At 46.1% G+C, this 24,396-nt stretch carries 25 protein-coding genes; 11 read left to right on the forward strand and 14 right to left on the reverse strand.

Annotated elements, in window-relative coordinates; all coding sequences use genetic code 11:
- The first annotated feature begins 23 nt into the window (after nucleotides 1–23).
- From A4R26_RS17395 to A4R26_RS17430, 8 genes are all read left to right on the forward strand, one after another.
- On the forward strand, nucleotides 24–1,463 hold the full coding sequence (locus A4R26_RS17395; RefSeq protein WP_081165586.1) for a nicotinate phosphoribosyltransferase: 1,440 nt from the start codon (nucleotides 24–26) through the stop codon (nucleotides 1,461–1,463).
- Nucleotides 1,464–1,483: 20 nt separating this feature from the next.
- The gene (locus A4R26_RS17400) at nucleotides 1,484–2,305 is read left to right on the forward strand and encodes a TIGR02452 family protein (RefSeq protein ID WP_081165589.1); all 822 of its coding nucleotides are present in this window, start codon (nucleotides 1,484–1,486) and stop codon (nucleotides 2,303–2,305) included.
- Nucleotides 2,306–2,386: 81 nt separating this feature from the next.
- Nucleotides 2,387–2,944, forward strand: coding sequence for a riboflavin biosynthesis intermediates N-glycosidase (gene ybiA, locus A4R26_RS17405; RefSeq protein WP_081165591.1), 558 nt, complete (start codon nucleotides 2,387–2,389; stop codon nucleotides 2,942–2,944).
- Entirely contained in the window at nucleotides 2,941–3,882 is a 942-nt protein-coding gene (locus A4R26_RS17410; protein ID WP_081165593.1) for an ADP-ribosylglycohydrolase family protein, read from the forward strand. The genes ybiA and A4R26_RS17410 overlap by 4 nt, the downstream gene beginning before the upstream one ends.
- Nucleotides 3,883–3,902: 20 nt before the next feature.
- The gene (locus A4R26_RS17415; protein ID WP_081165596.1) at nucleotides 3,903–4,844 is read left to right on the forward strand and encodes an ADP-ribosylglycohydrolase family protein; all 942 of its coding nucleotides are present in this window, start codon (nucleotides 3,903–3,905) and stop codon (nucleotides 4,842–4,844) included.
- 10 nt (nucleotides 4,845–4,854) lie between these two features.
- Nucleotides 4,855–5,400 carry an RNA 2'-phosphotransferase gene (locus A4R26_RS17420; RefSeq protein WP_081165598.1) on the forward strand — a complete coding sequence of 182 codons (546 nt, stop codon included), beginning with the start codon at nucleotides 4,855–4,857 and terminating at the stop codon, nucleotides 5,398–5,400.
- Nucleotides 5,401–5,463: 63 nt separating this feature from the next.
- Nucleotides 5,464–6,477 (forward strand): LLM class flavin-dependent oxidoreductase, encoded by a 1,014-nt coding sequence (locus A4R26_RS17425; RefSeq protein WP_081165600.1) that lies wholly within the window; start codon nucleotides 5,464–5,466, stop codon nucleotides 6,475–6,477.
- 228 nt (nucleotides 6,478–6,705) lie between these two features.
- The gene (locus A4R26_RS17430; protein ID WP_081165602.1) at nucleotides 6,706–7,371 is read left to right on the forward strand and encodes an NAD-dependent epimerase/dehydratase family protein; all 666 of its coding nucleotides are present in this window, start codon (nucleotides 6,706–6,708) and stop codon (nucleotides 7,369–7,371) included.
- A gap of 137 nt (nucleotides 7,372–7,508) precedes the next feature.
- On the opposite strand, the gene A4R26_RS17435 is transcribed toward A4R26_RS17430, so the two are convergent.
- From A4R26_RS17435 to A4R26_RS35460, 5 genes are all read right to left on the reverse strand, one after another.
- On the reverse strand, nucleotides 7,509–9,152 hold the full coding sequence (locus A4R26_RS17435; RefSeq protein ID WP_165760316.1) for a DUF2341 domain-containing protein: 1,644 nt from the start codon (nucleotides 9,150–9,152) through the stop codon (nucleotides 7,509–7,511).
- Between the two features lie 328 nt (nucleotides 9,153–9,480).
- Nucleotides 9,481–11,637 carry a xanthine dehydrogenase family protein molybdopterin-binding subunit gene (locus tag A4R26_RS17440; protein WP_081165607.1) on the reverse strand — a complete coding sequence of 719 codons (2,157 nt, stop codon included), beginning with the start codon at nucleotides 11,635–11,637 and terminating at the stop codon, nucleotides 9,481–9,483.
- A 41-nt stretch (nucleotides 11,638–11,678) separates the two neighbouring features.
- Nucleotides 11,679–12,146 (reverse strand): (2Fe-2S)-binding protein, encoded by a 468-nt coding sequence (locus tag A4R26_RS17445; RefSeq protein ID WP_081165610.1) that lies wholly within the window; start codon nucleotides 12,144–12,146, stop codon nucleotides 11,679–11,681.
- A gap of 288 nt (nucleotides 12,147–12,434) precedes the next feature.
- The gene (locus tag A4R26_RS17450) at nucleotides 12,435–12,641 is read right to left on the reverse strand and encodes a hypothetical protein (protein ID WP_081165613.1); all 207 of its coding nucleotides are present in this window, start codon (nucleotides 12,639–12,641) and stop codon (nucleotides 12,435–12,437) included.
- 302 nt (nucleotides 12,642–12,943) lie between these two features.
- Nucleotides 12,944–13,099, reverse strand: a complete 156-nt coding sequence (locus tag A4R26_RS35460; RefSeq protein WP_207625778.1) for a hypothetical protein — start codon at nucleotides 13,097–13,099, stop codon at nucleotides 12,944–12,946.
- A gap of 31 nt (nucleotides 13,100–13,130) precedes the next feature.
- Between A4R26_RS35460 and A4R26_RS35465 the strand changes: the two genes are divergently transcribed.
- Nucleotides 13,131–13,307, forward strand: a complete 177-nt coding sequence (locus A4R26_RS35465) for a hypothetical protein (protein WP_207625779.1) — start codon at nucleotides 13,131–13,133, stop codon at nucleotides 13,305–13,307.
- Here the strand turns inward: A4R26_RS35465 and A4R26_RS17460 are convergent.
- Nucleotides 13,294–13,881, reverse strand: a complete 588-nt coding sequence (locus tag A4R26_RS17460) for a peptidylprolyl isomerase (RefSeq protein ID WP_081165619.1) — start codon at nucleotides 13,879–13,881, stop codon at nucleotides 13,294–13,296. The genes A4R26_RS35465 and A4R26_RS17460 overlap by 14 nt on opposite strands.
- Nucleotides 13,882–14,053: 172 nt before the next feature.
- On the opposite strand from A4R26_RS17460, the gene A4R26_RS17465 reads away from it, so the two are divergent.
- Nucleotides 14,054–14,512, forward strand: coding sequence for a hypothetical protein (locus tag A4R26_RS17465; RefSeq protein WP_081165622.1), 459 nt, complete (start codon nucleotides 14,054–14,056; stop codon nucleotides 14,510–14,512).
- A gap of 78 nt (nucleotides 14,513–14,590) precedes the next feature.
- Here A4R26_RS17465 and A4R26_RS17470 read toward each other — a convergent pair whose 3' ends face one another.
- On the reverse strand, nucleotides 14,591–16,486 hold the full coding sequence (locus A4R26_RS17470) for a hypothetical protein (RefSeq protein ID WP_081165625.1): 1,896 nt from the start codon (nucleotides 16,484–16,486) through the stop codon (nucleotides 14,591–14,593).
- Nucleotides 16,479–17,660, reverse strand: coding sequence for a glycosyltransferase family 117 protein (locus A4R26_RS17475; RefSeq protein ID WP_081165628.1), 1,182 nt, complete (start codon nucleotides 17,658–17,660; stop codon nucleotides 16,479–16,481). Before A4R26_RS17475 ends, A4R26_RS17470 begins: the two co-directional genes overlap by 8 nt.
- A 400-nt stretch (nucleotides 17,661–18,060) precedes the next feature.
- On the opposite strand from A4R26_RS17475, the gene A4R26_RS17480 reads away from it, so the two are divergent.
- Nucleotides 18,061–18,579 (forward strand): hypothetical protein, encoded by a 519-nt coding sequence (locus A4R26_RS17480; protein ID WP_081165631.1) that lies wholly within the window; start codon nucleotides 18,061–18,063, stop codon nucleotides 18,577–18,579.
- Nucleotides 18,580–18,654: 75 nt separating this feature from the next.
- Here A4R26_RS17480 and A4R26_RS17485 read toward each other — a convergent pair whose 3' ends face one another.
- The 6 genes from A4R26_RS17485 to A4R26_RS17510 all read right to left on the reverse strand — a co-directional run bounded on the left by A4R26_RS17485 (nucleotide 18,655) and on the right by A4R26_RS17510 (nucleotide 24,238).
- Nucleotides 18,655–19,446: an ABC transporter ATP-binding protein gene (locus tag A4R26_RS17485; protein ID WP_081165634.1), complete on the reverse strand. Its 792-nt coding sequence runs from the start codon at nucleotides 19,444–19,446 to the stop codon at nucleotides 18,655–18,657.
- On the reverse strand, nucleotides 19,446–20,225 hold the full coding sequence (locus A4R26_RS17490) for an ABC transporter permease (protein ID WP_081165637.1): 780 nt from the start codon (nucleotides 20,223–20,225) through the stop codon (nucleotides 19,446–19,448). Before A4R26_RS17490 ends, A4R26_RS17485 begins: the two co-directional genes overlap by 1 nt.
- Nucleotides 20,226–20,307: 82 nt before the next feature.
- On the reverse strand, nucleotides 20,308–22,074 hold the full coding sequence (locus tag A4R26_RS17495) for an OmpA family protein (RefSeq protein WP_081165640.1): 1,767 nt from the start codon (nucleotides 22,072–22,074) through the stop codon (nucleotides 20,308–20,310).
- Nucleotides 22,075–22,117: 43 nt separating this feature from the next.
- Entirely contained in the window at nucleotides 22,118–23,113 is a 996-nt protein-coding gene (locus A4R26_RS17500) for a hypothetical protein (RefSeq protein ID WP_081165643.1), read from the reverse strand.
- An 11-nt stretch (nucleotides 23,114–23,124) separates the two neighbouring features.
- A complete protein-coding gene (locus A4R26_RS17505; protein ID WP_133054720.1) occupies nucleotides 23,125–23,793 on the reverse strand; it encodes a hypothetical protein in 669 nt (222 codons plus the stop codon).
- A gap of 259 nt (nucleotides 23,794–24,052) precedes the next feature.
- On the reverse strand, nucleotides 24,053–24,238 hold the full coding sequence (locus tag A4R26_RS17510) for a hypothetical protein (RefSeq protein WP_081165649.1): 186 nt from the start codon (nucleotides 24,236–24,238) through the stop codon (nucleotides 24,053–24,055).
- Nucleotides 24,239–24,396: the final 158 nt, after the last annotated feature.

The raw sequence follows: 24,396 nt of genomic DNA on the forward strand, positions 1-24,396 counted from the left end.
TTCACAATTAAACATTACATCATATGAAAACGCAGGAGAACTTTGTATTATTAGCCGACGCATATAAATATTCACACCATAAATTATACTATCCCGGCACTACCAAAATCTATTCGTATCTCGAAAGCCGGGGTGGACAATTTGATGAAACCGTTTTCTTTGGATTGCAATATTTCATGAAGCACTATCTCGAAGGAATTGTGATCACAAAAGAGAAGATCGATGAAGCGGAAGCTTTTTTAACCCAGGTGTTCGGCCGTAACGATGTGTTCGACCGCAGTAAGTTCGATTATATAGTTGAAAAATACAATGGCCGTTTACCGGTTCGCATAAAAGCGGTGCCTGAAGGATCCGTGGTGCCGGTTAACAATGTGATGATGACCATAGAGAATACCGATCCTGAATGTTTCTGGTTATCGAACTTCCTTGAAACCCTGTTGATGCAGGTATGGTATCCCTGTACTGTAGCAACGGTATCGCGCGAAGTGAGAAAGATAGTGGAAGAGTATTTTGAGGAAACGGCCGCAGATGCTTCAAAACCTGCGATTGATTTTGTGCTGAATGATTTTGGTTTCCGCGGCGTAAGCTCGGTAGAAAGCGCTGGTTTGGGTGGCGCCGCTCACCTCATCAACTTTTTGGGAAGCGATACGCTTATGGGCAGTGTGATGATCAAACGGTATTACGAAACGCAGAAAGTATATGGTTTATCGGTACCCGCAACAGAACACTCGGTATGTACGCTGTTGGGCGAAGAAGGCGAGCTGGATATATTCAAACACATTTTAAAAACCTTCCCTGCCGGTGTTGTAGCCTGTGTGTCCGACTCATTCGATATTTTCAGGGCATGTAGCGAGTACTGGGGAACGGAGTTGAAAGACCTGGTGTTGAGCAGGGATGGGGTACTGGTAATTCGTCCCGATAGCGGCGACCCGGTATTTACGCTGTTGAGGGTCTTCGATATCTTATTGACCAAATTCGGTTATACCATCAATGAAAAAGGATATAAGGTATTACCACCGCAGGTTAGGGTGTTACAGGGTGATGGCGTAAACGTACAGGCTATCCGCAGTATATATGGGGCTTTGAAAGTAAATGGTATCAGTGCAGAGAACCTGGTATTGGGAATGGGTGGGGCCCTGTTACAAAAGGTAGACCGCGATACGCAGAAGTTCGCTTTCAAATGTTCTTATGCCGAAGTAAATGGTAAACCGGTAGATGTGCAGAAGCATCCTGTAGAAGTTGACTCGCATGGTAAACTGGTACAATCGTTTAAAAAATCAAAAGCCGGACAATTAAAATTAATACGCACCGATGCCGGTTATCAAACGGTAAGAAAAGAAACTTCACCCGGCTTTGAAGACCAGATGATAACCGTGTTTGAGAATGGAGCGATCATCAACACGGTAAGCTTTGAAGAAATAAGGGAGCGTGCCGTTGTGGTGAGAGAGCCGCAGGAGGTGTAGAACTAGTTCAATTAAGAAAAATGAAACAGAGTAAAAGAATAGAAATAGCAAAAGACACACTGGCGATCCTGGAGAAAGGATTTTATACAAATAGTAACGGTGAAAAAGTAGATCTAAGCCTTATCCAAAAGAATGCAGAAGAAAAAACCAGTCTGTACACGCCGAAAGCGCTGGATGAACTGTTAACCGGCATCAGGTATACATACAGCTATGACACCCGGTATGAGGTAACGAATGAAACAACACTCGATGCCGTTCGCCGCCTGGCGAGAGAGGGGGAAGAGCATGTGGTGTGTTTGAACTTTGCCTCGGCAAAAAATCCCGGCGGCGGTTTCCTTGGTGGCGCATTGGCGCAGGAAGAATGCATAGCAAGGGCCACAGGTTTGTATCCCTGTTTGTTGCAGGCAAATGAATACTACGAATACCACAGGAAGCTGAACACCTGTTTGTATAGTGATCATATGATCTATTCACCGCAGGTGCCTATCCTGAAAACGGAAAGCGGTGAGTTGCTGAATGAAGTAATATGCACAAATATTATAACATCACCCGCTGTTAATGCTGGTGCGGTGCGAAGGAATGAACCCGGTAATGCGGATAAGATCATTCCCGTAATGCGGAAACGGATTGAAAAACTGTTGGCCCTTTGTGTGCATTATGAGCATACAGCGCTGGTGCTGGGCGCCTGGGGCTGCGGAGTTTTTCGAAACGATCCTGAAGAAATAGCGGAGCTGTTCCGTGAGGCACTCACCGGCAACTTTGCCAGCCAGTTCAAAAAGGTGGTGTTTGCGGTGAAGACCGATAAAGAGGAGATCATAGAACCTTTCAGGAAGAGATTTTAACAGGGAAATAAGATTGGATAACAACTGAACTGCCAAACAGGAAATTGCTGTTACAGTGTATGACCTTTAAACCTGATTAATATGAAATATTCAAGAGACTGGCTAAAACAACAGATAGAAAAGGGCGTAAAGGTTGATTATTTATTCTTTTGGGGACATAAACAGAAAAACCCCAATGAGGTAGATAGGTCCTGTTTCAGTCAGTGGTTTCCTTCAACGTTTGTTGTAGAAGATATTGAATATCCTACAGCTGAGCATTGGATGATGATCCGCAAAGCCAAATTGTTTAAGGATGAGGAGGCGTTGCAGGAAATGTTGGCCACGCCGAAACCCGGCGCAGTAAAAGCGTTGGGAAGAAAAGTTAAAAACTTTGATAAGGATGTATGGAATGCAAACGCTTATGATATTGTGGTGGAAGGCAGCTATCATAAATTTTCACAGAACGAAGCATTTAAAACCTTCTTATTAAATACAGGTAAGAAGATTATCGTTGAGGCAAGTCCCCGTGATTTTATTTGGGGAATAGGGTTGGGTAAGGACAGACCGGAAGCCCAACACCCTGATACCTGGCGGGGCACCAATTGGTTGGGCTTTGCTCTGATGGAAGCGCGTGATAAATTATTAAACGAGGCCGCATGAAACCAACACCCGTTCACGGCGCATTGTTCGGTTTAGCCATTGGCGATGCATTAGGTGTACCCGTTGAGTTTAAAAAGCGCGATGAGTTAAAAGCAAGACCGGTAACGGATCTTGAAGGTTACCAAACCCATAACCAACCACCCGGTACTTTTTCCGATGACAGCTCATTGACGTTTTGCCTGGCCGAGTCATTGTGCCATGGGTATGATCTCAACGATGCCGGGCAGCGTTTTGTAAAATGGTTCTTTGAAGGTTACTGGACGGCTGGTGGCGAAGTGTTTGGCGTAGGTAAGTCAACCGAAGATTCCATAACGCGGTTAGAAAATGGCGTTTCGCCGGCACACTCGGGTAACTATGATCCCGATTGCAATGGCAACGGATCACTGATGCGTATTCTTCCTTTGTTGTTTTATATCAGGAATTTTGAAATGGAAGAACGTTATAGAATTATCAGGGAAGTTGCGGTTATGACACATGGTTCCATGCGCACGGTAATTGCCTGTTTTTACTACCCCGAGTTTGCGCTGGAGTTATTGAATGGCACCAGTAAGGAGGTGGCGTATCACAGAAGAAACGAGGAAGTGACTGTTTTCCTTCGCAACAAAGGTATTTCGCCGGCGGATTGGGCGCTTTTTGAGCCATTGTTCGGGCAACGAATACCCCTGGTTGATGAAAATGAGTGTAGCACCATCCATCATGCGCATTTAACAATACAGGCTGCCATGTATTGCTTCCTGAAAACAAACAGCTATACAGAAGCAGTATTAATGGCGGTGAATCTTGGCGATGATACCGATACTACCGCTTCCGTAACCGGCGCGCTGGCCGGTTTGTATTACGGTTTCGATACCATTCCTGAAAAATGGATAAAAGGCATTAAAAGAAGTGATGAGATCTATGACCTGTGCAGCCGGTTGTCAACGGCAATGGGTTATTAAAGAATTTTAAAAAGAAATGTATGAAAACGAATCCTGTTCACGGAGCGTTATTTGGAGTGGCAATCGGCGATGCATTGGGCGTACCTGCGGAATTTACAAGCCGCAAAACCTTGCAGCTTGACCCTATAAAGGATTTTATCGGGTATAAAAGCCACAATCAGCCACCCGGTACGTTTTCCGATGATAGTTCACTTACCTTTTGTCTGGCCGAAACATTGTGCATTGGATTTGATCTTCACGATTTGGCCAACCGGTTTATCAATTGGCGGGAACATGCATACTGGACGGCAGGTGGAAAGGTATTCGACATTGGTTTGATCACTGCTGAGGCTATCGGTAATTTAAAATACGTACCGAGGCCTCAATTGGCTGGTTGCTACGGAGTAAACAGTAACGGCAACGGATCGTTAATGAGAATACTTCCATTGTTATTCTATATTAAAGATTTCGATATTGATAAAAGATATGAAGCGGCCAGCGACGTTTCTTCTATAACCCATGGCCATTTAAGATCGGTGATCAGCTGTTTTTATTACCTGGAATATGCGCTCGAATTATTAAAAGGGCATGATAAACAAACGGCTTTTGTAAACACTGCAAAAACAGTATCCGATTTTTTGGTTATAAAAAGTTTTGAAGAGAAAGAGATTAACCTGTTTGCACCATTACTGAATGAAAATATAGCTACGCAGCACGTCGATAGTATACCCTCAAGTGGTTACGTGTTAAGCACACTCAAAGCCGCGATGTATTGTTTCCTTACCACCGGGAATTATGCTGATGCTGTTTTAATGGCTGTTAACCTCGGTGATGATACCGATACCACGGCTGCAGTAACAGGCGGCCTCGCAGGATTGTATTATGGGTTCGAATCCATTCCCGAAAAATGGGTGAAGGAAATAAAAAGAACAAATGACATTAAAGACCTGTGCAACCGGTTAGCGAAGGCAAAAGGTCTTTGAAAATGATTTTATGGAAAAACAACTAAAACATATAAGTAAATTTTTGAGCCTTATACTGCGGCATCAACCGCAGGAGATCGGGCTTACACTTGATCAGGAAGGCTGGGCCGATGTGGCCGAGCTGATAGAAAAGACAAATAAAAGAGGCCTCAGACTTGATTTTGCCACCCTGCAGATAATCGTAGATACCAACGATAAAAAACGTTATTCATTCAATGATGATAAAACGCGGATCCGCGCCAACCAGGGACACTCCGTTGAGATAGATCTGAACCTGGCAGCGCAGGTGCCGCCTGCCTTGCTCTTCCATGGCACCGCCGATAGGTTCATCGGCGCCATCAGGCAGCATGGCCTGCAGAAAATGAACCGCCACCATGTTCACCTCACCGCCCATGAAGCCACTGCCCGCAATGTAGGCGGCCGCCATGGCAAACCGGTGGTGTTGATAGTTAATGCATTGATAATGCATGAACAGTCGCATGTTTTTTATTTGTCAGCCAATGGCGTGTGGCTTACCGATCACGTACCGCCTGCTTTTATTGAATTTAACAATTAACAATTCCCACGTAGAATTATAACTGGTTTCAAACCTTTTCATGCCTGTACTGTTAGTATAGGCATGTCTTTACAATTAAGTATCCTTGACCAAACCCCTATTCGCCGGGGAAGTAATGCCGCTGAAGCGTTGCAGGAGTCGGTTGAGTTGGTTCGCCTGGCCGATGAGCTGGGATTTGCCCGTTACTGGCTGAGTGAACATCACAATACCACTACTTTGGCCATGGCTGCACCGGAAATAATGATCGCCCGGCTGGCCGCGGAAAGCAAACGCATTCGTTTGGGTTCGGGTGGAATTATGTTGCCGAATCACAGCACATTGAAGGTGGCCGAGAATTTCAAAATGCTGGAAGCATTGTATCCGCAGCGGATCGATCTGGGTGTAGGCCGCGCGCCCGGTGGCGACCGCATTACCGCACAGTTATTGAATCCATCCAATACATTTGACCCGCAGGAATATATACAACAGATCAGCGACCTGCAGGATTTCTTAACCGATAATCCCAACTATAATAATATTCATGGAAAGGTGCGGGCCATTCCGCAGATAGATACCGTTCCTGCATTATGGATGCTTACCAGTAGTGGTGAAAGCGCTTACCTGGCAGCTCATAGTGGTATGGCTTTGAGTTTTGCGCAGTTCATCAATCCCATCGGCGGCAAGGAAGCCCTTGCTGTTTACCGGCAGCGGTTCAAGCCATCTGCTCAGTTAAAAACACCCACAGCAAGTGTAGGTGTATTTGCATTTGTTTCTGAAGACGGGCAAAAGGCAGAACAGGTGCAGGCCGTTATGGATTACCGCTTGTTGAGTTTTGAAAAAGGCAGGTACGATGAGATCCCCACATTTGAAGTGGCTGGTAAATATAATTATACACCCGCTGAATGGCAGCGCGTATTGTTCAACCGGCAACGCACTATTGTAGGAACGCCTGATGTAGTGAAAGAAAAAATGCTGGCGCTGGCTGCTGAATTGGATGTGCCGGAGGTGATCATTGCCACGTTTGCCGAAACAAAAGAAGACCGTTTTGACAGTTACCGGTTAATGGCAAAAATGTTTGCAATTACTCCCGGTAAGTAAGGTAAAAAGGTGATTTAACAAACCTTATAAACAGCGTTGTTATAAACAATCGCTTATGTAGAGTTATTAATATACATGTGAATATAAAGGAAGAGTCATGCCGTCCGCATGGCTCTTTTGCTATTGCCTATACTACGATCAGGTATTATTTTTAAGCCGTGTAAAAATGATAAACAAAGCGGAAGCGCTGACTGTTTTATCATTCTAACCATACCGTATAATCAATATATGAAAATAAAAGCAATTATAACAGGCGCTTCAGGAATGGTAGGCGAAGGAGTGCTGCATGAATGCCTGTTACACCCCGAAGTGGAGGAGGTGCTGGTGGTAGGAAGAAGAACGGCTGGTGTTGTTCATCCTAAACTTAAAGAAATCATACATAGCAACTTTTTTGATCTGTCGGCTGTAAAAGATCAGTTGAAAGGGTACAATGCCTGCTACTTTTGCCTTGGCGTATCATCGGTGGGCATGAAGGAAAAAGAGTATCATCATCTTACGTATGATCTTACCATGCATATGGCTACTACCCTCGCAGATCAGAACCCCGGCATGACCTTCTGTTATGTTTCCGGTTCGGGCACCGATAACACCGAGCATGGTAAAATGATGTGGGCCCGCGTAAAAGGGCAAACAGAGAATGACCTGCTTCGTTTGCCGTTCAAGGCCGCTTATATGTTCAGGCCCGGTTTTATGAAACCTACCCAAGGACTTAAGCATACATTGAAAGGGTATAAATTCTTTTCCTGGTTATATCCCGTGCTCCGGCCCATGTTCCCCAATTTTGTTTCAACTTTAAGCGAACTGGGGCGCGCTATGATCAACGTTACCCTTAAAGGATATGAAAAGAAGGTGCTGGAAGTAAAGGATATTGTAAGGGCTGCCCAGGCTGCATAACAAATAAAAAAATCCCGCCTAAACGGGATAAAAAAAGCATTGCTGCTTTTTGTTTTTTCGTGGTTGTTGTGTTAGCGCCTTAAATCGATTACGGGTTTAGGGGTCTCATGCGCGCTGCCTGATTGGTCGAAAACATTTTATTGAACGATCAGCATTTTCCTGGAATGTTTATATCCTTTCATATACACGTTCAGGAAATAAACCCCATTGGCCAGTACAGGCAGTTTCATGGCGATCGTATTTCCGTTATAATCAGGTTGAACCGGCACCCGAACGCCCATGTTACTTAATAATTCCACTCTTATATTTTGTGGCAATGCATTTTCGCCCAGGGTAATATTGATGACTTCGCGAGCCGGGTTGGGGCTTACTATAAAACTGTTGTTGGGTACTTCATCTGTTTTTACACTCACCGTTTGCGACCAGGTTACTGTGTTGCCTGCGCCGGCCAGTTGTAAACGGTAATAAGAGGCCGGATACAGCGGGCTGGCATCCCGGGTTACATATTTCTGTTCGCCGCCATTACCGGTGGCTGAAATGGTTTTAATGGCTTCCCAGTTTGTTCCATTGGCTGATCTTTCAAGGATATATTTATCTCCGGCTGATTCCTGTTGGCTTGTCCAGCGGATAGTTACTGAACCATCGGGCGCCGGGGCTGCGTCAAAAGAAGTAAGATGTACAGGAAGAACCGAGCATAACGCACCGCTCACTACTTCTGAGCCGACAGTATAAAAAGAAGCCGGGTTGTTTTGGTTGTTATAGGAAGTGCTGATCCAGCCGGCGCTTCTTGTTGTGTTTGAAATTCTGAACTCGTCGAAGTTGCCATACAGGCCATGGTCTGCGGTGTATTGTGAGATGCCAAAATAATTCCTGTCGTTCCCTCCAAGGCTGCTGGGGTCAAGGGTAATGCCGCCTGTATTGGTGGCATTGGCTGCCCCGTCATAATATAACACACCAGTATTGGTGGCCGCATTTATCGTAACCGCAAAATGATGCCAGGCGCCTGTGCCGGTAGTAGTACCAGAAGAGACCTGTTGCTCAGTGCCGTTACCATTGATTGTAATGGCAAAACGTTTCACCCCGTTGCCGTTGATACTTGGGCACAGGAACATATTGAAGTTGGTATTTCTGCCAAAATCAAAAATACGCTCCCAACTGGTGTTTACTGTTTCGAGGTATACCCAGCCTTCAAAGGTAAAATTGGTTACAGAATTAAAAATATTATTAGGTAACTGCAGGTAACGTACACCGGCAGTTCCTGATGTAATGTTCGGCGTATTTGCCAGGCGGCGGCCTTCGCCGATCTTGCTGGCGGCTAAATTAGCCGTGCTTACATCGGTAAGATGCCTGTTGTTCGAGGTGCCATCGGTAACGCTGCTGTTGAAATGATATACGCCCATATAGCTGGCATCCCAAACACCTGTAGAAGAGGGATTGCTTACTACGCCCGATTTGCCATAGAACATATATATTATCTGGTTGCTGCCACCGGTAAGTGATGGAACCTTTACCCAGGCAACCAGTTGACCGGTGGTGGCGGTGTACCTTTCAATTTGCATAGGCAATATCGTACTGCAATCGGGGAGGGTGAAAACAATATCGTACCCGTTTGCATTGAGAACGCGACCGCCATTGGCGGTGGTTCTTAATGAGTTGTCAGTTAAACTGATCAACACCGGGAAATCAGTCAATGTTCCTGAGATCTGGGTGCCCTGCAGGGTAATGGTTTTACCATAAGCATAGCCAGATAACTGGGCATCAACATGTTTACTAAGAAGCATCGCTGGTACGAATAGACAGAAGAATCCCTTCTTCAAAGTGCTACTCTTTACTTTGAATTGTTTCATGCGCCTTAACCAATTAATACTTCAGCTTTTTACGGAATCAATGTGCATCAGGAAGCGAAGTATTAAGTATAACCGCATAGGTTCAGAAAAAATTGTATCCGCGGGTTGGAAATGTAATGGTAAACCTTTATTATTTGATATATGTCAACAAGTAGGTAAGGATAGTGGTTTTTTTTAGCAGCGGCCAAAAAATTGTTTAGCTGACATTAAATAATATCACTATCTATAAAGGGTTCGAAGTTTAAAATGTTGAATTGACCTTTCACGATGGCACCATCGGCAAATGCCTGATGCGCCTGCCGCCTGCTTTATATACTGCATTGGCAATGGCGGCTGCAGCCGGCCCCTGTGCTGCTTCTCCGGCGCCCATGGCCTTTTCTTCAGGTTGATTCAATACCGCCACTTCCACCTCCGGCACCTGGTTAAAACGCATGATGGGGTACGAAACCCAGTCCCTGCTGCTAACATGTTGCGCATCGAACTTCACCTGTTCGATTAACGTCCAGCTGGCCGACTGTATCATGCCGCCTTCTGTTTGATTGATAATTCCATCCAGGTTGATCACTTCGCCTGCGTCGATGGCCGACCACATCTTTTGTACCTCTATCGCTCCTGTTGCAGGTTGAACATGTACCTGTGCGGCAACTGCACAATACGATGCGCTGTTCTTGTACCGCGAGAAAGCTATTCCAATACCAGTGTTGGCCGGCAATTGTATGTTGGAAATCATTTCCTGCACTTTGCGGATAACCGCTTTTGCGCGTTCATCCTGTAAATGCATTAAACGGAAAGTGAAAGGATCCTTACCGGCTTTTTCGGCCAGCTCATCCATGAATGATTCTATAGCAAAGATATTGGCGTATGCGCCGAGGCTGCGAAGTGCTGAGGTTCGCAACGGGCCTTTGAAGAAATGTGCTTCTATGCGTTGATTGGGAATGGCATAATAAGGTTCCGAATTCCTGTTGGCGCCACTGCTAAAGCGTGAACTTTCTTTAAGCGGGGTAGCGTAATGTTGTGCTGCCAGCAGGTTGTTGGCATCGCCGCCGGGACGAATGCTATGTGTGTCGGACCACAGTTCATATAGCCAGGCGGTAATATTACCCGCATCATCAAGTAACGCGGCTGCTTCCATGATCATGGCGCTGCCATAGGGTTCCCAGGCATGTTCATCGCTGCGTGTCCATTGCAGCCTTACGTGTTTACCGGCATAAGCCATTGCCAGCAGGGCCACATCGGCTGCTACATCGTCGGCGCCATTATGACCATAACAACCCGAACCGGGAACACCGGTAACATCGATCTTGTCAACCGGTAACGGTAATAATTTTGAAATGGATTCGCGCAGGGGGTAAATGCCCTGCGAATGCGACCATACATGCAGCCGGCCGTTATCGTATATCGCCAGGGCGCACGATGGCCCAATAGAAGCATGCATGTGATAAGGTTTATAATATTGCGCTTTTATCCACGCATTGCTATCGGGTATACTGCCTTTTTCAGCTACCTTATCATTTTGCCCGGGCAGCGTTTTCAGATATTTGATCATGTTGCTGCCTGCAGGCAGTTTACTGCCGGCGCTCCATTTGCTATGTTGCTGCAACCATCGTTGTGCTTTAACGGACTGGTATTCTTCCTGTGTTATAACACCCACAAAACTTCCGTTCACAACCGTCTTTAATATGCCGGGAATATTTTTTTTCAGTGCCTTTTCATCCAGCTCCTGCAACCGGGCGTCGTATGCGGGTGGACGAACAACACAGGCATGCACCATACCGGGGAAACGCATGTCCTGGATATAATACTGTTCGCCACGCGCCATGCGGCTGATATCGCTGCGCGGAATGGCCTTGCCAACCAGTTTATAACTTTCCTTTGGTTTTAAGTTAACAGGCGCCTGTACCTTATCGGTTATTTGTTTACCATTTAAAAGCTGGTGGAAGGTTATTGACTTGTTTCCTGTAACGGCGCTGATGGTCCCGTTCTGCATGTTTAATTGTGCCGCAGGAACGCCGAGTTGTTGCGATGCCAGCTCCAGTAATTTTTGCCGGGCTGCTGCGGCTGCAAACCGAACCGCCATGGCGCTTTGTTCAATAGAACCGCTGCCCACCGTATACCCTTCATTGGGCGTTCTGAGCGTATCTGCCAACACCACTTCAACCTTGTTCATTCCGAGGTCGAGCTCTTCTGCCGCCACCTGTGCAATGGCAGTGCCTATTCCCTGCCCCAGTTCGAGCTTGCCGGTAAAGATGCGTACCTGTCCGTTGGCCAGCACTTCCAGCCAGGCATTGATATGGGGATGCCGTTTAATGCTTTGCGGCAGTTCCTGGAACATAGGCGAAGGCAGGTCAATGAATGAACGCTGCAGGCTGAACCCGATGGCGAGGCAACCGGTGTTCTTTAAAAAATTTCTTCTGTTCATACCCGATATGAATAAAGTAGAATGAGGTAAACATTATTGACTTATTTGGAATTGGCCGCCCGCTTCACTGCTTTAATGATGCGGCTCTGCGTGCCGCAACGGCAGAGTGCACGTTGTAAACCATTGCGGATAGCGGTATCGTCGGGGTGAGGGTTTTCGTTCAGTAGTGCAACGGCAGAGATCACCATGCCGTTCATGCAATAACCGCATTGCGCAGCCTGCTCCTGTACGAAGGCTTCCTGAACGGGATGCATTTCGTTGTCGTTTTGTATCAATCCTTCCAGCGTGACTATCTTCCTGTCTTTTACCGCTGCTACGGGCAGCATACAACTGGGTTCTGCTTTGCCATTGAGCAATACCATACACGCGCCGCATTGCTGCAACCCGCAACCGTATTTCGGGCCATTCAGCGCCAGCTGGTTTCGCAGCACATACAACAACGGAGTGGCAGGATCAACCTGCACGGTATGTTTTTTACCGTTCACCTGCAATTGAATGGTAGTATTCATAATAATTGAATTTAAAAAGAACATGGCGACGCGTAAAACCGAATGCCTGGCCTTTGCCTTCGGTCATCCGGTTACCGTCAAAAGAGTATAAGTTAAGCAATTAAACTAAAACAAAGTGGGTCGAAACCAACAGCGGAATATTACAGGGATAGAATGTTAAATATATGTGAGCGCGAAGTATTACCGGCTTTAGCACCTGTAGCTGCAACACGTACAGGGCTAAAGCGTATGCCGGTAATGAATGAGTGACAAATTGATTAATTGGTAAAGGTTACAGATCACGCCTTTTCAGTGAGCTTTTTGAGGGCCCGCATCATTGGTTATTTTTTTGTCCTCGAGTAATCCGTTCTGTTTTACCCACAACGTGAGCGAGATCAGGGAAGTAAGAATAAGCAGGCTCGATAAATTGTATTCGCCTTTCAGGTACATGATGGCACTTACAACGCAGGTAATGACAATACATGCCAATGGCAACAACAGGTAAACAATTTTCATTTGGTACGGGATTTTTATAATGAACGTTTGATAATACGGATTTACATATCGGCCCATGCCGATAACATACTAATACAGGAACACTGGTTAATTCTGAGAAAATTGGAATTGATCAGTAAGTCAAATGTGCGTAAGGAAATTGGAAAATTGAAATAGGGCAGTTAAATGTGCAAAGTATACTGGTGTCAGGGACTTTACAAATTTGGCAAGCAAATCTTAATGATGCAAGCTTTTGTTGCCCCTTTCTTTAGATATTTATTTTCTATATGGGCAACCCGTTTATATTACCGGGATTATGGTTTTCAGGAGATCGCCGTAAAATCGGTCAATAGCAGGTATTCAGCCCATTGCAGCCCGCCTGGCAGCAACCGGTTGCTGAATTCGAGGTGTATCACCGTTCGTTTGTTATTGTTCACTGTTCTGTTAGAAGCATGAAGCAGCAGGGGCTGCATGATCATAATACCTGGTACTTCTTTTACAAACCGCCTGATGGCAAACAGGTCACTGGTTTTGCGAAAGGCAGCTCCGCTGGTATCGATGGCATCGATCGTTTCAATAATAGCTGCTACTTCCGGTTCCGTAAATACATTGTCGATTATGGCAAAGCCTTCCCGTGCAGATGTTGTTTATGCTGAGCTGTTCCCATCACCGTTTATAATTGAATGATATCGTAAATAGGTACCGGTGGGTCAAAAGCCTGGCCCTCTTCCCGCTGGTTATAGATCTTGTTTACGATCTCCATTCCTTTCACCACCTTGCCAAAGGCTGCATAACCCTGTTTGTCGGCATTGTTCTCGCCGCCGAAATCAAAACCGGGCTGGTCGGCCAGGCAAATAAAGAACTCACTCGTACCGGTGCCGGGAGCAAGCCGCGCGAGGGAGATCACCCCTCTTTTATGTTGTATATGGGTTTGTTCGGTAGTTTCGTGCGGTATGCCGGTAAGCGTGTCGTGCACTTTAGGTTTCGATTTGTAAATGCCGCCCTGGATCAACTCGGCTTTTGACGCGTTCGACGGCTGGTTTTCGTCGTTCAGCACCCGGTAAAACGAACTGTTATTGTAATAACCGGCTTTTACATACGAGAGGAATGCCGTTACGGTCTTCGGCGCCTGATCGGGATATAATTCCACTTCAATATCGCCGAATTTGGTTTGTATTTCAATGTGCGGATTCTTGTATTTGGTTCCGCAGGCTGCCATCAGCATACAGATGGAAACGATAAACAGGTATTGCTTGCGCATGTAAAAATTTTAACAATGCAAATTAAGCGGAAAAGGGGGATTGTTAAAGAAATAAAAACCTCCTGTTAACGATGTCACAAATGGTCATGTTGAGGTGAACAATGAATAAACCAGGTGAACAATGCGCCTTCTTATATACGACCACTCTTTATTCACTTTAAAAACACCGGTCATGAAACCTATTTTACGCTTAACCGTTTTGTTTATTGCCATCGCTTCTTTTGCAAGCTGTTCTAAAGTTGTTGTCGATGTAGATATCCGCCCTGCCATCACCGGCTCGTGGGTGCTTTCCGATGCATCTCATAAAGACAAATATGGCTGGTACACTGTAAACACCGGAATTGAACATGGCGTATTCACTTTTTATAATAATGGCCGGGCAAAATATGTTGAGAATGGGGTAGTACTTGAAGGTACCTGGTCTATGCGCACAATAACCAACGGTTACTACGATGAGTTTGGTGTTTATTTTACCAATTCTCACCAGGACCTGTCGATCCATGTATCGGATTATTACGGCGATGATACCATCGATATGTATTTCGATAACGTAAACGTATATAATAACTCGTTCGTAGCTACCAATTTTACCAATAACTATATCGGCCGTTACCGTTTCGCCAGGTATTGATTGGTTTGAAAAGTAAGGATGTTTTTGAAAGGTTATATTAAGTGTGCCACACCTCGAAGGTGTGGCACACTTTCGTTTTTATAATAAACCTTTCTTTGGCTGGTACTCCTGTTCCCATTTCGCCAGTTGTTGCAGCAACTGATAGGCCGATAAAATATCCTGCGCAAATGCCGCCTGCCTGTTCGAGAGTCCGCTTTCATGACCCTGTAACAACAAATAAGCATTGTTGGCCAGTTGTTCAGGGGTATAACCGCCATTACCGAGTGACTGGTAATATCGCAGCTGTTGTTGCAGGTCTTTTTTCAGCGAAGCGGCAACTTTGCCGGCCAGTGTAAGATCGCCCGCCTCATAACATGCTTCAAGGAACCTGAGCGAAAATATATTATGCATGTTGCCCCGGTTCGAGGTCATGCCATAAGGAATATTTTCCGTGTTAACCTTTTCGTCAAACCGGTGTAAAACCCGGCGGGCATCTTCTTTTCTGCCGGCTCCGGCCAGGCTGCGGGCAACCTGCGCATGCGCCAGTTTGATGGTGTTCATACGGCGGCGGTTCTCTTCGTCGAAATAAACGCCTGTTTTACCGGCGTTGCCATAACCGAATTGTTGCATGATGGTTTTGTACGCCACATCTACATTCACACCACCGGTATTGCTGCTTTCAACAGGCACCAGTTGATACGTGAGGCCGTTCAGCCGGGTGTATTTATCCAGTCCCAGATCCTGCGCCGTACCATTGTTGGTAAAGCAGATCGGCCGTTTCCACTGGTTGCCCGCAATTACCGCCAGCATGGCCAGGTCGTTCTTGAAAAGGAAATTTTTATTGCCAAGGTCAATGTGCAGTTCATCGACTACTTTGTCATTCGCATTTACTGTTCCGTTGCCGGCGACCGTTTTTTTATCAACCGGGATGCTGAATTTTTGAGTGGGAAATAAATGATATACATCGCCGTCTTCCGACATGGTGGTATACCGCGGATCGTCACTGCCTACTACGTTTTTCAAAACATCGTGCAGGTCGTAAAATTTGTCTGCTTCATAACCGGGCATCTTCGTATAATAAACGACATTGAGCCGGTCGCCTGCCACCTGTTCGGGAGTGAACACCACATTGAACGGATCGCTTTTATTTACTTTATATCGTAACTGATCTATTCCCCAATCGGTGCCAATAAGTGTGCTTACAACAACCCGTACATCCCTTCTGATACCTTCTACCTCCTGTGCATACCATAGTGCGTAAGAGTCGTTGTCTTCCGCAGTAAACAAGATGGCGTTTTGCGGACAACTTTGCAGATAATTCTTAGCAAGGTCCAGGGCCAGTTTTTTCTGGCTGCGGTCATGATCATCCCATTCCTGCTGTGCCATTAACACCGGTACGGCCAGTAAGCAGATAGCACTTGCTGCATAAGTTGCCAGCGGCGTTTTTGTTATTTTTTCAAGCACCTGTCGGATCCATAAAACGCCGAGGCCAATCCAGATAGAGAAGGCATAGAATGAACCTACAAATGCGTAATCGCGTTCGCGCGGCTGATAGCCGGCCTGGTTCAGGTAAAATACAATGGCGAGGCCGGTACAGAAGAACAACAGGCCATTTACCAGCAGATCGCGGCGGCTGCGTTTCAACTGGAACAATATACCTGCAATACCTAACAACAGCGGCAGCATGTATAACCGGTTAAACGCCTTGTTATCGACACGTGTGCTGTCGGGCATCGCCTGCTGGTTGCCGTACATAGCATTGTCGATAAACGATATGCCGCTGATGAAATTGCTGTCGCGCGGATTGCCGAAACCCTGCAGGTCGTTTTGCCTGCCGGCGAAATTCCACATGAAGTAGCGCATATACATCCAGCCGGCCTGGTAGTTCATAAAGTATTTCAGGTTGTCGCCCATGGTAGGCGTGTCGTCGGGTGAAAGCCCGGCAAACTGCCGGTAGCAGTCGACCTCGCCGCGTTCATTGCTTTCGTTATACATGCGGGGAAAGAAGTGGGAAGAGGGGGGTATTGGCCCAATCCTGTTTGTAGCGCGAACCGGTAACAATATATTTATCTTTTACCCGCACGTACTGATCGCCGGTTTTAACAAAAGGCGCTTTATCGGTAAAATCAGGACCATACATTATTGGCCAGTCGCCATATTTTTCCCGGCTCAAATAGCCTTCGAGGTTGATGGGGTTATCGATATTATACATATCAACGCTGGGATTCGCGTTCGAACGTATCATGGTGGTGAGGTAGGTTGAATAACCCAGCAGCATAAAAGCGCTGCTCCATAAGCCTAGCTTCAGGTAATGCAGTTTTCTTTTACCGGCGAAGCGGATACCAAAAGTAATACCTGCAGCAATCAATATGAAGAAGAAAGCAAAACCAACAAAGAAAGGCGTTCCCAGTTCATTTACGAACCAGATATCAAATGCGCCCGCACCTTTGATGCTGTACTGGATAATGAATTTCTGGATAAAGCCGGTGATGGCGCAGCCGGTAAGGAAGGCCAGTACCGTGTTCACACGCGTTACCTTAAACCGTTTAAAATAATATACCATAATGATGGCTGGAATGGTAAGCAGGTTCAACAGGTGAACGCCAATTGAAAGGCCCATCATATAAAATATAAATATCAGCCATTTGTCGGCACCGGGTTGGTGCGACTGTTGTTCCCATTTCAAAATGGCCCAGAACACAAGCGCGGTGAACAGGGAAGAGAGCGAATATACCTCGCCTTCAACAGCGCTGAACCAGAATGAGTCGGAAAAAGTATAAGCAAGTGCACCAACGGTTCCCGCGCTTATGATCAGGAAGATCGATAGCCGGCTGAGCGGTTCATCATTTTTTTGCACCAGCTTACGGGCAAAATGGGTGATGGTCCAGAACAGGAACAGGATGGTAAGCGCGCTTACAATGGCGCTCATACTGTTTACGGCAATGGCTACGGTGGAGGCTTCATTGCCAAACAGGATAATAAACAGCCGTGCTATCAGGATGAATAATGGTGCACCGGGCGGGTGCGGAACACCCATTGTGTAAGCTGTAGTAATAAATTCTCCGCAATCCCATAAACTAACGGTGCGTTCCATGGTTAGCAGGTAAACGCTACTGGCAATTGCGAAAACCGTCCATCCTGCCAGGTTGTTCACTTTGTTGAAGTTCATTGTGTTGGATTTGAAGTGAGGAACTTTGAATAGGTTATGCACTCCGTTTTCACAGAGTGCTGATACTTTTGTTCCCTTGCCGTTGCTGGTTGCCAGGTGTGCCACACTTCTAAAGTGTGGCACACCTTTGGTTGCCGGAGTTATAGTGTGCCTTTCTTTTTCAGCGCGTTAAACTTTCAAATAGGTGGCAATTCTAAACAACATCTTAAATTTCGAATATATTTTCGCAATTTCATTTTCAGCATTGTGATCATTATCCTATAGAAACGTTAATTATTGCCGCTGCTTCCGTTGAAATGCCAACTTGTATAACAATACAGATATATGTTAATAAACAGTCATGTGGCTTTTTTATAATGGCATAAATTTTTCATCTGCTGTTTATATTTAACCAGCCAATATGAAATATGGTATCCGCTCTTTAACAGTAATTGCAATGTTGATCATTGCCGGCCTGTGCGGTAAAGTGCAGGCGCAGAAAGTATTCTTTGCGTTTGCCCATGGGCAATATGCCAGTCCGGTGCAAAGCGAATTCAAAAATGATTATAATTATGGTGCAGGTGCTGAAGGCGGTGTGGGAATCGCCGTTGGCAAAAAGACGTTTTTGACGGGTACCATCGGCTATACGGTTTTCAATTCTCCCTCAAAAGAGTTGGGCAATATTATTTATGTTCCCATGAAGATAGGGGTTCGCAAATATTTTTTACCGGCCAAACTATTGTTCCTTCATGCCGATGCAGGTATCGGTCAAATAAAAGATAAGACAACCAATACTTCTTCTTCCCGTTTTTCTGCCGATGTAGGTGGGGGCGTTAAGTTAGGCCCCTTTGAAATGGGCCTTGCCTTTGATGGGTTTGTGCGTAATGGCGGCTATGCCTCATGGGTTGGGTTCAAAGCGGGTTGGAGGTTTGGGCTTTGAGTTGATAAGGTGATAAAGTTGATGGAGTTGATAGGGAAAGACGCAACCCTATCAACCTCATCCTTCCCTTGCCATTTACAGATACCCCTTAATCTCCTCTATCGTCTCCAAAAAGCGCTTCTCCTGTTTAATTCCCTTCTGCCACGCCAGGTCCCGATCAATTAGATCTATCTCTTTCTTGATCGTTGCGCCGGCCATACCGGGTTCGGTGCCTAATATAAAAACGGTATCCGAAATAGCTACGCTTGTTTCAATATCGTGCGAAACGATGATAAGCGTTTTCAGATCATCTGACAACGATACCTGTAACAACAACTCTACCGCTTTATCGAGCATACATACGTCGAGCCCGCTGAACGGTTCATCGAGCAGGATAAAGTTCGAGCCCTTTAACAACTGCTGCATGATGCTTACGCGCTGGCGCTGCCCGCCCGATAACTGGTTTGGGTATAAACCCAGGTGCTCGGTCAGGTGAAACTGCTCTGCATACTCATCGATGGTTTGTTTTTCCTTTCCCGCCAATGCCTTGTTCTTTTTGGCCGCCAGTAATAATGATTGATGTACGGTTCGCCATTCGAACAGGTAGTAGTTCTGGAAAATAACGCCCATGTCGCCGGCCTTTACCGGTTGGTTATCGTGTATGGTCACCTGGCCGCTGGTAGGTTGTTGCAGGCCCGAAAGGATCTTGAACAATTGTGTTTTGCCAATGCCGCTCCGGCCTATCAGGGTTACCACCTGGCCCTGCGAAAAACCGGGGCGAACGATATTCCTGATACAAAAATTGATATCGCGCAGGATTGGCCGGTCGTATGTGAGTGCTACATTGCTGACCTGCAAAATCGCTTCTTCTTTTGTATGTTGTGTCATTATGCTTTTGCTTGTTTTAATCTGCTATACGGGAATAACCAATGCCGCAGCGTTCCCAATAAATAGTCGAAACATAAACCAATTGTAAAGATCACCAGCTGCAGCGCCAGTACATTGGTAAGGTCGTTGTACTTGTTGTATTTTATCAACAGCGTACCAATACCGCCTTCGCTCATGCTCAAACCCTCAACCATCGTGATCATTAGCCAGGAAATGGCAAAGTTCTGGCGAAGGATCTCGAACACCTGATCGGCTTTACCGATGATGATCACTTCGTACAATGTTTGCCAGTTGTTGTACCCAAGTGTTTTGCACAGCTCGTATTCCTGCTGGTTGATGTTTACGATCACCGACAGGAAGGAGGTAACGAAAAAAGGTACTATACCGAAGACCAGCAACGACAATTTCAGTTCGCTGCCGTCTTTGGTTAGCAGCGTGAATACGAAAATCAGACCCGCAAGGGTTAAATACCGGCATTTGACTATGAACTGCGCCAGGCTTTTAAAAAAGGGCAGTACAGATAAATAAGCAAACAACAGGGTGATCAGGATCGAATACAGCATGGCTTTCAGGGTAAGCAGCAGGCTTACCAGTACATTATCGAACAGTAGCTTGCTGCCCAGCAGTTGCACCAATGCGCCTGCCACTTTACCGGGTTTAGGTATGAGGCCATCCGATAAAGTATGCCATAGCAATAATGTAATAACCACCTGCACGGCCATCATGATCATCACTGTTTGCCGGTTGATCGTTGCAAATGGCTGAAATATCTTTTTCATTTAATAGTTGGTTGGTTTTTTAATAAGCCGTGCCATGGCTGCAACCCCATGACACGGCATTTATGATACTGATAGCTACTTTTTATTCACCTAATACCACCTCCACACGGCGGTTCTTACTTCTGCCGGCTTCGGTACTGTTATCGGCTACGGGCTTTTCTGCACCATAACCTTTGGCTTCGATCTGGTTTTGTTTCAAACCTTTTTTAAGCAGATAGCTTCTTACCGCTTCGGCGCGCTTTTTTGAAAGCGGCACGTTCACTTCATCGCTACCCTTATTATCGGTGTGGCCATACACTCCCAGTTTCAAGCCTTCAGCTACTACAGCCGATTCAAAGATCTCATCGAGCATTCTGTACGATGCAGGTTTGATTGTGGCAGAACCGGTCTCGAACTGGATCGCATATGATTTGGATGAAACGGCTTCGGTGATCTGTTCGGCATATTTAGTTTCAATGGCCTTACCCTGTAATAATTCAGGGTGGTTCGAGATCACGCTGAACAGGAACGATTTGTCAACTGCCTTTTCATATGGTAAAAAATCAGGCATTATCGAAGGGTACATTTTCACCATCAGGTTACCGAAGGTGTTGTACACGGCTTTATAACGGTCAACCCTGTCTTCACCTAAACCATAGGTGTTGGCCATATCGCTCAGGTTGAATACGGCTGAACCGCCAAGTGTTACCTTCAGCCCCTGAATGTCTTTTTCTTCCACGCCGTTGAAGTACTTCAGCCAGTAGGCGGCGTCCTGCTCCTGGTACAGTTTCGCGCTTACTTCAGCCGCAAACTGTTTGGCCTCGTTATACGAACGTACCTGATCGCCGGCCTGTGCCAGGGCAATGATCATGTTCTCGATATCGGTACGGTGATCGTTGGCCCATCTTTTAATGGCAATGGTTTGGTTACTCATTTGCGATGCATACTGTTTGGTGCTGGCGATAGTAACCAGTCCGCCCTTTTTGGTGGCGATATTTACGTCGCCGGGCGTCCAGGTAGCAACAGCGTCTACACCTACCGTTGTGTCGCTGCCCGTTGTTTTACCATTTACAATGAGCTTCCTTTTTTCGGTATAGCCGGTGATGTATTTGTTAGGTGCATCGAGGAAGTCATTGGCGGCAATGATGTTGATGGCATTACCATCGTAGGTGGTTTCATCGGGGTTTACTTTCAGTCCGTTGTCGCCCGCCCATTTCAGCAGGATGTTGATGTCGCCGTCGCGTAATACGCCGGCAACGCATTTGCCTACTGCATTCTTTGGGTCCTGTTTCCACGACAGGGGTCCCATCACCTGGTCTTCGCCATACGATTTGCCGTGTGTAACTGGTATGATCAGGGGCTGGTATTCGGGACCTAAAGGTTCCAGCTCTTTGGCGAGCGAGGTCATAAAGGCCGGCATACCGTCGCCCATGAAGGTGATCAATACACCCGGTGTATTGGGATTGCTTTTATAGTCGTTGGCAAATTTGACGAGGTCGGCCATTTGTTTGTTACAGTCGTCCTGACGTATATAGGTCACATCGAGGTGCGCCTGATCGAACAGCGAGCCTTTGGTAGTGCGAATGCCGCCGTTAGCATACATACCGCCGAACTGGCTGTTCCAGGCCATGCGTTCCCAGGTAATTTGCGTACCGCCGTTCACCGCCTCTTCTGTGCCGGGTAAGGGAAGTTTAACCGCGTTCCCCTGTAAAGAAGCATCAGGCGCATCGGGCAACGCTACTTTGCCTACTTCAATTGAACCGTTTACGTCTTTTGGACGGTTTTGATACCAGCGCACGGCGAAAATGCCTACAGTTACTACTGCAGCAATGATAAATACTTTACCGGCGGGTTTTAATTTGAGTGCCATTGTCGTTGAGTTTATGGTTTTTGGTTTTGTTGGTTTTTTTGGGTTAATCTAACAATCCCCGGTATCTGTCGGGGGTAGAAATACCTTTTAACTTTCCACTATCCGAGTTTTTATCCAACGCATTCTGCGTATAGTTGAAATCGTTGTCTACATTGAACTGGTTGATGAGCTCGATGGCCTGGGCCGACTTGGCTTTATCTTCAAGCACTTTGTCATCCATAAAGCGTGAGGTGACGTCAATGGCCGATTTAATATGGCCTATCTTTTCACCGATCTGTACCTTCAATATGGCCAGTGCTTTTTCAGCATCCTGGTTCAGTTCATCGTCGCCCTTAAAGGCTTTCATGGCGCTTGTTACGGCCGATAAACCGGTGGTTACCGAATAGTACAGGTCTTTCTTGGCTTCAAGGTCGAGTTTTGCATCTTCGAGCATGATACCACTCTCTTCATAAGCTGCATCGGCAAACTTTATCAGTTTGTTCAGGTCGCCTACTATCGGTGTTACATTGTCTATGTATTCCCGGCAGCGCAACACGTTGTTTGCATACAGGTCGATCTGCCGGCTGTTCTTACCTTGTTCTGCCTGCAGGATCTTTACTTTTTGTATGTTCAGCTGCAGCTCTTTTTCCTTGTCGGTGAGTTTATCAACCAGCTCGCTTTGTTTGCCTTTTAATTTGGCAGCCTGCTGGTACAAGGTCTCCCTGTCTTTATAACCCTGCTCAATTTTTGCCTGCAAAATGTTGAAGGGGTTCAGCTCTATGGCGATGCCGATGGTGTAGTTGGCAATGAATGCTGAAAAGTATTTCAGTGCACGCCAGAACTTTTTATTGGTTACGATCATCAGCAGAAAGCCGAGGATCACACCGCCTATCACCAGGTTCACCAGGTTCCAGGTTACGGTTACCAGCCAGGGCAGCACATAGGTTAGAAAACCGTATGCTAGTCCGGCAAATAAAGAAATACCTATAATGGCTGTAGCAAGGTTTTTTGGTTCGCTGAACCAGCCGGGTGTTTTCGTTTTTTGGATCGGGTTGATCATGTTGTGCTGTTTTATTGTATATATCTTTTTATTTTTTCCATGTCGCGGCCAATACGGTCTTTCATCACCTCGCTTTCATATTTATACCCGCCCGTATTGGCTGCTATTTTCGCTTCGTTCTCTTTTATTTCGTTCTGCATGTTGAGCATTTCATTTTGCAGCATGCTTATTTCCTGTGTCAGCTGTTGAATGCGTTTTTCTTTTTCCTCCATCTGCCGTTTTTTCTCGTGCACTTTTTCCTGCAAAGCCGCATCTACGGTGCTATGGAAGTTGTTGGCATCGGTTTGCAGCAACTGCAGGTACTGCGAGGCGGTCGTCAATAACTTTTGTTTATCGAGCCCCTGTACGCTTAAGCCTGCAAAGGCGGTGATATACCGAACCTGTTCATCGGGAACCGCCTGCATGGCTTCTATCATTTTACTGAACTCGAAGTAGTCGGGCCCCGGTATATTGGCTTCACTGAACAGCTTGTCAAAGTATTCTTTGAACTTGCTGTTTGCCGCTGGTGCATAACTGTTATTTACAGTTGTACTGCTGAAGGTGCTTGTGCCGATAGCTATCGGGAGCGGTTCCGGCTGCTGATAATTTTCTTTTGTTTCAGGCGGCTTTTCCGCTTCCGGTTTTTTGTCGTCGCTTACCTCCACGAAGGCCGACAAAATTTTCTTTCCGAAGTTGGCCATAGTTGTATGTTGTTTAAGTGTTTTGAACACGTTGGTTTCGGGCAAAACATTTTCCTTCACCTCCTATGGGGGAGATGTCGGGTTGAGAAGTGTTGCCTGAAGGCATACCTTTCCCTGTCTCATTCCTGCCTGTTTTTTAAGCAGGGAATGAGTTACGTTTTAACCGTTCAGGAATGCCGCGCATAGTACGGTCACCCATAACAGTTCAAGCTGTTATGTTACATGTTGTTGCTGCCTTGTTAACTTAACTGAAAGTAATTCAGAAGGGCAGTGTGTCCCTGATAATAAGGGTACCGGCCATAGGAGGATTGATCTCCGGCTTTTTTTCTTTTGCTGCGGGTATTACTGACTGTTGGTGCTCATTTCGTACTTCATACATCTTATGTCGCAACGTGAGTAAAATTATTACAGCTATCAATGGACCGATCCAACAATTTAATTTCATCCGAAAGGTTTTTTGTTTTGGGCCGGATGGAGCTCCGCAGGGAAAATATTTCAGCACATGGGTAGTTCACTGAACTTTGTTTCCTGCAGCGTTTCATCAGTTAAAAGTTGAGCATGGAAAATCCTGTACGCAGCAGGCTGCCGCATATGTGTAATTGC

The sequence above is a fragment of the Niastella populi genome (assembly GCF_002078015.1).
Classification (GTDB): domain Bacteria; phylum Bacteroidota; class Bacteroidia; order Chitinophagales; family Chitinophagaceae; genus Niastella; species Niastella populi.

What these genes read in the sequence shown, in the direction of transcription:
- A4R26_RS17395 (WP_081165586.1), top strand. Translation starts at nt 24, where the DNA reads ATGAAAACGCAGGAGAACTTTGTATTATTAGCCGACGCATATAAATAT.
- A4R26_RS17400 (WP_081165589.1), top strand. Translation starts at nt 1,484, where the DNA reads ATGAAACAGAGTAAAAGAATAGAAATAGCAAAAGACACACTGGCGATC.
- ybiA (WP_081165591.1), top strand. Translation starts at nt 2,387, where the DNA reads ATGAAATATTCAAGAGACTGGCTAAAACAACAGATAGAAAAGGGCGTA.
- A4R26_RS17410 (WP_081165593.1), top strand. Translation starts at nt 2,941, where the DNA reads ATGAAACCAACACCCGTTCACGGCGCATTGTTCGGTTTAGCCATTGGC.
- A4R26_RS17415 (WP_081165596.1), top strand. Translation starts at nt 3,903, where the DNA reads ATGAAAACGAATCCTGTTCACGGAGCGTTATTTGGAGTGGCAATCGGC.
- A4R26_RS17420 (WP_081165598.1), top strand. Translation starts at nt 4,855, where the DNA reads ATGGAAAAACAACTAAAACATATAAGTAAATTTTTGAGCCTTATACTG.
- A4R26_RS17425 (WP_081165600.1), top strand. Translation starts at nt 5,464, where the DNA reads ATGTCTTTACAATTAAGTATCCTTGACCAAACCCCTATTCGCCGGGGA.
- A4R26_RS17430 (WP_081165602.1), top strand. Translation starts at nt 6,706, where the DNA reads ATGAAAATAAAAGCAATTATAACAGGCGCTTCAGGAATGGTAGGCGAA.
- A4R26_RS17435 (WP_165760316.1), bottom strand. Translation starts at nt 9,152, where the DNA reads ATGCTTCTTAGTAAACATGTTGATGCCCAGTTATCTGGCTATGCTTAT.
- A4R26_RS17440 (WP_081165607.1), bottom strand. Translation starts at nt 11,637, where the DNA reads ATGAACAGAAGAAATTTTTTAAAGAACACCGGTTGCCTCGCCATCGGG.
- A4R26_RS17445 (WP_081165610.1), bottom strand. Translation starts at nt 12,146, where the DNA reads ATGAATACTACCATTCAATTGCAGGTGAACGGTAAAAAACATACCGTG.
- A4R26_RS17450 (WP_081165613.1), bottom strand. Translation starts at nt 12,641, where the DNA reads ATGAAAATTGTTTACCTGTTGTTGCCATTGGCATGTATTGTCATTACC.
- A4R26_RS35460 (WP_207625778.1), bottom strand. Translation starts at nt 13,099, where the DNA reads ATGATCATGCAGCCCCTGCTGCTTCATGCTTCTAACAGAACAGTGAAC.
- A4R26_RS35465 (WP_207625779.1), top strand. Translation starts at nt 13,131, where the DNA reads ATGGCAAACAGGTCACTGGTTTTGCGAAAGGCAGCTCCGCTGGTATCG.
- A4R26_RS17460 (WP_081165619.1), bottom strand. Translation starts at nt 13,881, where the DNA reads ATGCGCAAGCAATACCTGTTTATCGTTTCCATCTGTATGCTGATGGCA.
- A4R26_RS17465 (WP_081165622.1), top strand. Translation starts at nt 14,054, where the DNA reads ATGAAACCTATTTTACGCTTAACCGTTTTGTTTATTGCCATCGCTTCT.
- A4R26_RS17470 (WP_081165625.1), bottom strand. Translation starts at nt 16,486, where the DNA reads ATGTATAACGAAAGCAATGAACGCGGCGAGGTCGACTGCTACCGGCAG.
- A4R26_RS17475 (WP_081165628.1), bottom strand. Translation starts at nt 17,660, where the DNA reads ATGAACTTCAACAAAGTGAACAACCTGGCAGGATGGACGGTTTTCGCA.
- A4R26_RS17480 (WP_081165631.1), top strand. Translation starts at nt 18,061, where the DNA reads ATGAAATATGGTATCCGCTCTTTAACAGTAATTGCAATGTTGATCATT.
- A4R26_RS17485 (WP_081165634.1), bottom strand. Translation starts at nt 19,446, where the DNA reads ATGACACAACATACAAAAGAAGAAGCGATTTTGCAGGTCAGCAATGTA.
- A4R26_RS17490 (WP_081165637.1), bottom strand. Translation starts at nt 20,225, where the DNA reads ATGAAAAAGATATTTCAGCCATTTGCAACGATCAACCGGCAAACAGTG.
- A4R26_RS17495 (WP_081165640.1), bottom strand. Translation starts at nt 22,074, where the DNA reads ATGGCACTCAAATTAAAACCCGCCGGTAAAGTATTTATCATTGCTGCA.
- A4R26_RS17500 (WP_081165643.1), bottom strand. Translation starts at nt 23,113, where the DNA reads ATGATCAACCCGATCCAAAAAACGAAAACACCCGGCTGGTTCAGCGAA.
- A4R26_RS17505 (WP_133054720.1), bottom strand. Translation starts at nt 23,793, where the DNA reads ATGGCCAACTTCGGAAAGAAAATTTTGTCGGCCTTCGTGGAGGTAAGC.
- A4R26_RS17510 (WP_081165649.1), bottom strand. Translation starts at nt 24,238, where the DNA reads ATGAAATTAAATTGTTGGATCGGTCCATTGATAGCTGTAATAATTTTA.